The 5,524-nt window shown below is 38.2% G+C and carries 5 protein-coding genes; all 5 read right to left on the bottom strand.

All coding sequences use genetic code 11. From position 1 onward, the window contains the following. Positions 1–1,003, bottom strand: a 1,003-nt coding sequence (locus IIB50_02865) for a hypothetical protein (protein ID MCH7530032.1), incomplete at its 3' end; no start/stop codon positions are given. Further along, a complete protein-coding gene (locus IIB50_02860; GenBank protein ID MCH7530031.1) occupies positions 1,000–2,460 on the bottom strand; it encodes a hypothetical protein in 1,461 nt (486 codons plus the stop codon). The genes IIB50_02865 and IIB50_02860, both read right to left, overlap by 4 nt. A 245-nt stretch (positions 2,461–2,705) precedes the next feature. Then, positions 2,706–3,557: a hypothetical protein gene (locus tag IIB50_02855; GenBank protein MCH7530030.1), complete on the bottom strand. Its 852-nt coding sequence runs from the start codon at positions 3,555–3,557 to the stop codon at positions 2,706–2,708. A 330-nt stretch (positions 3,558–3,887) separates the two neighbouring features. Next, on the bottom strand, positions 3,888–4,583 hold the full coding sequence (locus tag IIB50_02850) for a hypothetical protein (GenBank protein MCH7530029.1): 696 nt from the start codon (positions 4,581–4,583) through the stop codon (positions 3,888–3,890). 32 nt (positions 4,584–4,615) lie between these two features. Next, a partial coding sequence (locus tag IIB50_02845; protein ID MCH7530028.1) for an Asp-tRNA(Asn)/Glu-tRNA(Gln) amidotransferase subunit GatB occupies positions 4,616–5,524 on the bottom strand: 909 nt, incomplete at its 5' end.

Below are 5,524 nucleotides of genomic sequence, written 5' to 3'. Positions count from 1 at the left end.
CAAAGACTGGGGATGTGATTGTGACGTCTGTTAAGTCGTTGAATGCTGAAGCTCCTCCGAGACATGTGCCTCCTACCGTCACACATCCTGCTTCAATCACAATGCCGTTTGCAAAGGTTGATGAGGCAGTGGTTGATTGTACATCAAGTGCATTTACTTGTATTCCCCCCGCAAACGTTGATGTAGCTGTGGTAGATGTGGCACTAAATGTTGGTGCAGTAATGGTGTTGTATGCAGTGAGTAAATTACCAAATAGGGCATTCCCTACTACTTCAAAAATATTCCCTGTCGTTGAGGTTGCGTTGCTTCCTACTATGACTACATCGGTTGTATCTACAGTGTAGATGGCCAAATTATCAGTGGTTGTTGCCCAAGCTCCCGAACCACCTCCCCCTTGGAGGTCTGTGGACCAAGTAGGTACGCCACCTGATATCTTAAGAATCTGCCCAGGACTGCCCACACCGAGAGTTGTCAGTGAATTGAGCGCATCAGCATAAAGAATGTCTCCCAATGTATATCCTGAATCGTTGCGTACAAATGATGTTGAATCAATGCCGTCTAACTTATCTGCTTCAAATGCCGCAGGAACCACGCCAAGCTTTTTACGTGGCGTCATTTCTCCATCAAACACAGGTGAACCTCCGGATCCTCCGATTTCTACACTAAGATAAAGTGTTTGATTAAAATCAATTCCCGTGAGCGCTGTTGAACTTCCCAAAAGTACACTGAAAAGTCCGTCGGTCACCGTAATTCTATCTCCTATATTTGTGCTCCTATCTTCCTCAAAAATTTCCGTTCCGTCGGTTGGTACAGTATAGAGCTTGAATATCATGTGGTACTGTCCATCTGCCACCGCACTTCCACTCGTATCGAGCAATTTACCTTGATAGTTAATTTCAGGATTAAATGCGGCATGTCCTAATATTCCAAAAGAAAAAACAGCAGTGATTATAACAGTTGGTAAAAGAGTGCGTATTGCATTGTAAATAGTTCGGTTGCTCATTGGCCTGAAGTTATGTCATCACCGGCAAATATCTTTTTTATTCTCCTCTTCCATAAATCAAGAAGTCGACTGTTGTGAAAAAAGTTGTGCGCTCTACCATGCTTAGACGCAAATACTTCCCTACGTTCCTTGTCTAGAAGTCGTCTGATGGTAATTAAAATAAGAATTAGAAGAAGTAAGAGTAATAGCAGCTGTAGTATTCCTAGTGCATCAAGATCCAGTCCAAGCAATGCTGCGGCAACAAACAGATCTCCCTGCAGTCTTTTTATTCCCTGATTTTTGTGATCTAAAATACGTACACTAAGGTCATACACTCCACCTCGCACAAAGGGGGCTATGGTTGCACTATATGTAGTCTTTTCCTCATTGACACGAAGAAGTATTGAAAATGTCTTGTTTTCGTTTCTTGGATTAACAAATGTAAAACCTATACTCTTGAGTACTTCCGGCAATTTCACATAATCAATTGAAATAGTTAGATTTTTTGCCCCATCAACTAAGATCCGTCCTTTAAGAGACGGGATGATTTTTCTTCCGTCCTGTATAAAATCAAAATCGCGGAGTGTAAGATCCTTTAACTGTGGATGTACTTCGAGTGAATCTGGAAATTCGGAGAAAGGATCTATGATAATTTTAGGTGGCTTTCCTTTTCCTGGTGCCTGTCCGAGAGCAATACTTCCTGCGGAATAGTTTCCACTTCTATCTCTTGTGAAAACACTATAGTAGTAAGTAACGCCAACTTCCACATTAGTATCTACCACTCTCGTCCCAACTCCCTCATACACTACCTTTCCATCAAAAGGGTTTTCCGGGAAGAAATGGTCGGAACGCACGAGACGTACTGCATCAAAGTCTTCATCTATTGGGTTGTTCCATGAAAGTTCAATTGTTTCATCAATTCCCACTGCTTGGAAATTGCTAACACTTGCTGGTGGAGTGAAATCATCCTCAGGAAATGTTGAGAATGTGCTTCTAAATCCCTGCAATCCGGTAGTAAAATCGTTAACCTCTAGTTCAAAATAATAGACTGTATCTGGAGAAAGATTCTCCATGAAAGCCATGTGTTCTTGACTAAGAAGGTTATTTTCAATTGTGCCAGCTTCATACTCTGTTGTTTTTCCCCACGATATTTTAGAGATGGCAGAGTGATTTGTGCTCCACGTTATAATCGCCGAAGTAGACTTTACGGACACAGTAATATTTAAAATTTGGATTTTTCCTAAAATCCCTTCTATCAAACCACCACCACCCTCCACTTCCTCTGTAGGAGGAACTGATGGGGGAATCACCACCTCGTCAAACTGCTGAAATCCCGCCCGAAGAATGTAAGAGGTGCTGGTTAATCTACCTGTTCCAACCTCTCCTGTAGTGTCTTCAAGTGTATAGTTTGTACTTGCCGATAAACCGCCTCCTACATTTATACTGTCAAACTGCATCTGATAACTTGTACTTTCCATGACTTGAGAAAAAACAGAGATTGGAAACAATAGTCCAAACAGCAATACAAAAACAATTAACTTATTAAAAGTTCTAGAGGTTATGTTATTACATATTGGAAATGTAAGTGTGTCTCGTATCATAGTTATTTTTCATCCCGTTAGAGGCATGTCGCGGTCATACCGTCCTGTATATTTATCATCTTATTAATATGTGTTTGACTTTGTAACATTGTTTTATGTTTTATCTTATGCGACCGCGGTCTCTAACGGGATTCATCAATGGGAACGAGTACATACACATAGTCTTGACCACCACTTATCTTAAACACCGGTTTGATAATTCCCGCTCGCCCCGTTTCATCAGGAATGATTTCTATCTCATCAGAAAAAGATTCCTGAATTTTTTGTTTCACCTCACTATCTGAAGATACGCCGGATGATGATACAACAACAATTCCTTCACGCTTCTTGTCAAACTGCACGATATTTTCTCCCGTTCCTGTAAATCCTTGTGTTAGTGTGTCGTATGCTCCAACAGCAAAGTATTTAATTGTTACAACCGTTCTTTCAAATGTAGACTGGAAACTTGATCCGATACTCTCTTTTACTGTAGCAACTCCATTCCCAACGGAATCAGAATCAAAATACCGAAGTATTTCAATTGTACCTATTACAGTGTGCTTATAATCTGAGTACGAAAAATCTTGGAGAGCATAGGATCCTATTATAAGAACAATGGCAACCATTGCTGACACCGACTTCTTGAAGAGAATGTTTTCGGTATCAAAAGGAAGTTTTATTGAGAACCGTCCGATACTTTTATGGACTCCATGTAATGCCGGTTTTTTAAAATCGCCTTTATATTCTTTTCTTCTTTCATTTGAAAGTTCCTTACTCCGTTTTATTTTTTGCTGATTATTTTTGATTGAAAAGTTTGCAAGAGAATCTTTTTCGACATACCATGTCCTTCCAACCATCCTTCCTTTCATTTTTCCGGTACGACAAAGACGAGCCACATAATCGTTCGTGTAGCCCGAAATTTTTCCAGCGTATTTGGATGAAAGATACTTCCTATTATCGAAATAAAGTTCGTCTTTTATGTCTATATCCGACATAACTATATTTTACAACCTTATCCACTATATTTTCACTAGTTTTCCACATTTTTGTGTGGAAAACTAATTAAGGTCGTTCAGACGAAATAACTTTATTTTCCGTACAATTGTAAAATGTAATGATTGTATTAATGCGTAATTTATATAAAAAATTTTCTAAAATTAAATGACATAAAAACCATTAATTTTAGTGTCGCAAAACATATAAAACACATTAGAAGCTACAGTAATTGGGAAATATAGTCTTTGGGAAAATAAAATAACAAAAATGCCGTCTCATTTAGTAGAGACGGCATAGTTTGTTCAATATTTTGAAAAATCTTAGATATTTTACCGAAACCAACCCAGCACATTTACCACTTGTGAACGGTACGAAATGCTGGTCTCTCCAGAATATAAGACTGCGTCATAAAACAACACTTGTTCTATCGTGAAAGTTCCCACTACTGTTAAAATTCCTAACAATATAAGCATCACACCAGCAAAACTTTTTGCAAAACCTCCTTGAATTTGAGCATAGTCGTCTGCCGTGTTTGGTTCTATGTCACTTTTCGGTGTCCCCATTTTAATATGTTGTGGTGGTAAGGAAACTTGCTTGGTTTGTTCAGAATATTCTTTTTTTATTGAAATTTGACTCTCTTGTTCATAATTATCAATGTTTTTTTGATCATTATGCTGCAATTCCGGTTTTTTAGGTTCTGGATTGAGCGGCTTGTCATCTTCAGAACCATGGTAAATCATCTCAAACGGTTGAATTACAGATTTTTTTGGTTTATTTAACAATGTTTTGTCTTTTACCTCATTATTGACCTCGTTAATCCTCTGTATGCTCTCTAAACCGCCTTTCGTTTGTTTTCTGTGTGTAAGTAGAGATTCTTCCTCGATATACCAGTTTCTGCCAACCAACCTTGCTTCAATCTTGTCGGCACGAGAAAGCTGCCCGATGTAATCTTTTGTATAACCGGTAATTCTTGATGCTCGTCTAGCCGAAACAAATTTTTTTCCTCCAAAGATTAGTTCTTCCATTTTTATTAAAATCTATTCTAATACCTGCTTTTCTAGCTGAGAATAGCTTTGAAAAGGTCGTGTAGAACCTTTGGATTAGCAGAACCCTTAGATTCTTTCATTCCTTCTCCGATTAAGAATTGTAGAGCTGATTCCTTTCCTTTCTGGTATTCTTGAACTGCTTTTTCATTTCCAGTAATAATTTTATCAACCAGTGCTTTTAGCTCTATTTCATCACTTTTTTGAAATAATCCAGCTTTTTGCGCTATCTCTTTCGGACTATCCCCAGTTTTAAACATGGAAAGCAGGATATTCTTTACACCTCGTGAAGAAACCTCTCCTTTTGAAAACATTTTCATTAAATCGGCTAAATTCTCTGGTGAAATATTATCAATCATCCCTCCAGTTGAATGTTCTCCCCCCATAAGGCCTACGATGTCTGAAGTAATGTAATTTGTTGCCAAAAATACAAGATTCCTATCATTTTTCAAAATTAACGCGACATCGTTAAAGAGGGAGTTTAGTTTCATATTCTGAATCAGTACTTCTATATCCTCATCTTTTATACCAAAATCTTTCTTATATCGGTATCGCTTCTCCCAAGGCATTTCGGGAAGTTTTGTAATATCTCGGTTGATGTCATGTAATTCCTTTGTTTTTTGTATAAACGAGAATATTTCTGACACTTTTAACTTAAGTAAATCAGGATCTGGAAAGTATCTATAGTCATGAGACTCTTCTTTGATGCGTTGAGTATACGTACTTTGCTTATTTTCATCCCATCCGCGAGTTTCCTGTATCACCTTCTCCCCTTTTTCTACGACTTTTGTCTGCCTTTCTATTTCGTACGCAATTGCCCTTTCAACCGCCTTAAACGAGTTTAAATTTTTTATTTCCACCTTTGTTCCCATCTTTTCGCTGTCGCTTACTGAGATATTTGCTTCAACCCTCATTTCCCCTTT

This window comes from Patescibacteria group bacterium (assembly GCA_022560785.1).
Taxonomy (GTDB): domain Bacteria; phylum Patescibacteriota; class Minisyncoccia; order Phycocordibacterales; family JADFSL01; genus JADFSL01.
The sequence above is the reverse complement of the archived record's forward strand: the minus strand, read 5'-3'. Positions and strand labels throughout refer to the sequence as shown.

Coding starts and splice junctions, on each gene's coding strand:
- IIB50_02860 (MCH7530031.1), bottom strand. CDS start 2,460: ATGGAAAGTACAAGTTATCAGATGCAGTTTGACAGTATAAATGTAGGA.
- IIB50_02855 (MCH7530030.1), bottom strand. CDS start 3,557: ATGTCGGATATAGACATAAAAGACGAACTTTATTTCGATAATAGGAAG.
- IIB50_02850 (MCH7530029.1), bottom strand. CDS start 4,583: ATGGAAGAACTAATCTTTGGAGGAAAAAAATTTGTTTCGGCTAGACGA.